Raw genomic sequence first — 3,075 nt, 5'->3', positions numbered from 1 at the left:
CGCCGTTCGAGATGAATCGCGATATTGGCGAGACGCAGGAGTTTGCCCGTAAGAGCCGGATCGGACTGAATGACCTGGGCCAGGTCGCGACTGGTCGTATTTTGCGCATCAACGAGGCGCGCCACCTCCAAGGATACGCCTTTGGGTGAAGGTAGACGTCCCGTTTCCCGCAACCGCTCGAAAATCCGCCGATCCATGCCCCCTCCATCAGACCTCTTACCCCACCGGACGTCCTGAAGGAAGCAGCCGCCGCCGAAGAGGACGGGCCTTCAGGATCCCCCGCTACCCAGCCTGCGCAAGTCGTTGCCGGACACGGTGTTTGCCTTATGGTCCCATTTTATCCGAAATCCGGCCTATGCCGTTGTCGTTCCGGGCGGAATCCCGCCCCGGGCAGCCCAACCATTCGGGCGGGGAGTTTTCGACTGCCGGCAGGATGATCCGGAGGACAGCAACCCGAGGGAGCGGGAGCAAAAAACGACTGCCCACAAACCCCCGTTTCCAGGTTTATTGAGCATACACGCCGTGGGCCTAAAGCAACAGAAGCCATGCCGATCGCCAAATCGTAAGGCACATGGGCTCGATGATCGGGGGTCAGGGCGGTGAGGTTGATTCAACCTGGGATCAGGAAAACCACGAGCAGCGAAAGATCCGCCGGAAGCGGAATTTGGATTTGGACCTGATGCGTGAATCATGAGAGTCCGGGCAGCGGGTAGCTGCCGTCCCGGCGCTGATTTTTGATTTACCATGAAATTACCAACTGACGGAATAGTAAATACTTTTATAACAAGGAAGATTTATATCTTTTGTCACCATATGGCAAAAGAAAAGGGCACTGCAGCAACCGCGGCTGCGAAATATCCAGTTGATGGCCGCACAGAGGAACTGGTCATCGTGAGAAGGTTTGAGGAGAGGTATTTGTCCGGGTACCTTGCTGCGCAGCATGATATAGGTGAGACGGTCGCTGGGTCATGAGCCGAGACAAACCTGGTTTGTCAGTACACATGGGGGCCAACGCCAATGCCGAAACAGAATGCACCATGTTCAAGTTAATTAACAAATCCAATTTTGATGCACCATTATAGACCACATTGAGCGCCAAAATCGTGCATTTCTTACTATTATAAATTCTGTATTGTAACAACCGGATATAACAATGTTTGTCTGCAGCAGATGGGACTTGCATTCATAGCGCCATGATGTCTCATATCGGCGAACGCGTTATCTGAATGATTTATAGATATTTTCTTTGTAACCATCCGCCTTGCTTATGGATTGTGTAGTAAAATGGCTACAGATTGCTGGTCATATCGCCCTATGTTGGGCCTGCATAATGTAAACTTTTTGAAACAAATCAAACCATCTTTTTGGTTTTCCGGATGTGGCACAGATATTGCTTATCCATGATGGATGGATTCCCGTGCTCCTCTGTCGGGGTGATTGCATACCTATCAGTGCAGGCGGGGGGATGTTCTCTGCATAGGCGTAACGGGTATGTACTGTATGGGCATTTTTATTAATACAGGTGAACTATATCGTAAGATCTCAAGGATTAAAGAGAGGACCGTATGAACGCCACATCGAAACCAGCAGCTTCCGCAGTACGTACTGCCGTTTTTCCCGTTGCGGGGATGGGTACGCGTTTTTTGCCGGCGACCAAGGCCACCGCCAAGGAGATGATGCCGGTGGTGGACAAGCCGCTGATCCAATATGCGGTGGAAGAAGCCCTGGCCGCCGGTTGCGATCGCCTGATCTTTATCAGCGGTCGTGGCAAACGCGCCATTGCCGATCACTTCGACGTCGCCTTTGAGCTGGAGAAAGAGCTGGAGCGGCGGGGAAAAGAGCAACTGTTGGATGAGGTGCGCAATATCGTGCCGCAGGGGGTGAGCACGGCCTTCCTGCGGCAACCGTATCCGTTGGGTCTCGGCCACGCCGTCCTGATGGCCCGGGACGTGGTGGGAGATCAGCCTTTTGCCGTCCTTTTGGCCGATGATTTGATTCTCGCCCGGCGCCCGGTACTCACTCAGATGGTCGAACAGTACGATCGCTACCATGCGGCGATCCTTGCCATTCAAGAGGTGCCGCCGGAAGAGACCAACAAATACGGCATCATCCGCTCCAAAGCCTGGGAGGATCGCATTCACCAGGTATCCGGCATCGTCGAAAAGCCCGCCCCCGGCAATGCCCCGTCGACCCTGGGGGTCGTTGGTCGCTACATTCTGCCGGCCCGGATCTTCGACTACCTGGAAGGGTTGCCGAGCGGGAGTGGCGGCGAGATCCAACTGACCGATGGCATTGCCGCCCTGCTGCAGGAGCGGCAGGTGTTGGGCTACGAATTTGAAGGCCGGCGCTTTGATTGCGGGGACAAGTTCGGCTACCTGCAGGCGACGATTGAGTTCGGCTTGCGCCATCATGGGGTCGGAAAGCAGTTGGCCGAATATCTCCATCAGCTCGCCACCGGCGGGATTTGTTCCTATGTCGCGGATGAGCCCAAGCCCATTCCCTTCCCGAAATCCAAAACCAAAACCCGCGCCGCTTAATGAATTTCACCGGATCGTGAGCGACCATAAGGGGTGATTTATGTCGTTAAAAACGCAAGCAAGTTCTGTGCTGAATACCTTCGTTGTGCTGATCAGCCTGTCCGCATTGGCCGGCATTTTCCTGTTGGCGGGCGCGCCCGTCTCGACGACGGCGGAGGCCTACATCGGTGGGGCGATGCTGCTCTTCATGATTGTCATCTTCCTGGTGGGTCGCGCCCTGGAGTTCCGGGAGCCCTGGGTGAATCCCTTACGGATCATCAGCATTTTTCTGGCCATCTTCCTGACGGCGCGTTATCTCGTCTGGCGGGTCGAGTTTACCATCGGCGGGTATGGGCTGGTCAGTCTGGTGGCGGGCATCACCCTGTTTGCGGCGGAGATTTACTCCGCGGGCTTCGCCTTGCTGGGATATTTTGTCAATGTGAATCCGCGCAAGCGCACACCCGCTCCCCTGCCCGCGGAGGAAGTGGCCTTCCCGTCGGTGGACATTGTGGTTCCGAGTTACAACGAGCCGGCCGACCTGCTGGAAGTGACGTTGCTG

At 55.3% G+C, this 3,075-nt stretch carries 2 protein-coding genes and 1 pseudogene; 2 read left to right on the top strand and 1 reads right to left on the bottom strand.

Annotated features, from left to right (window positions below; translation table 11 throughout):
• Positions 1 to 197: HDOD domain-containing protein (locus ACYCUK_RS24045; RefSeq protein ID WP_461597102.1), on the bottom strand; the 197-nt coding region annotated here is incomplete at its 3' end.
• 1,368 nt (positions 198 to 1,565) lie between these two features.
• Here ACYCUK_RS24045 and galU point away from each other — a divergent pair.
• Entirely contained in the window at positions 1,566 to 2,537 is a 972-nt protein-coding gene (galU, locus tag ACYCUK_RS24040; protein WP_461268087.1) for a UTP--glucose-1-phosphate uridylyltransferase GalU, read from the top strand.
• Between the two features lie 85 nt (positions 2,538 to 2,622).
• A pseudogene (locus ACYCUK_RS24035) lies at positions 2,623 to 3,075 on the top strand (hypothetical protein); the annotation flags it as partial.

The organism is Thiomonas sp. (assembly GCF_054608695.1).
The sequence above is the reverse complement of the archived record's forward strand: the minus strand, read 5'-3'. Positions and strand labels throughout refer to the sequence as shown.

Coding starts and splice junctions, on each gene's coding strand:
- galU (WP_461268087.1), top strand. CDS start 1,566: ATGAACGCCACATCGAAACCAGCAGCTTCCGCAGTACGTACTGCCGTT.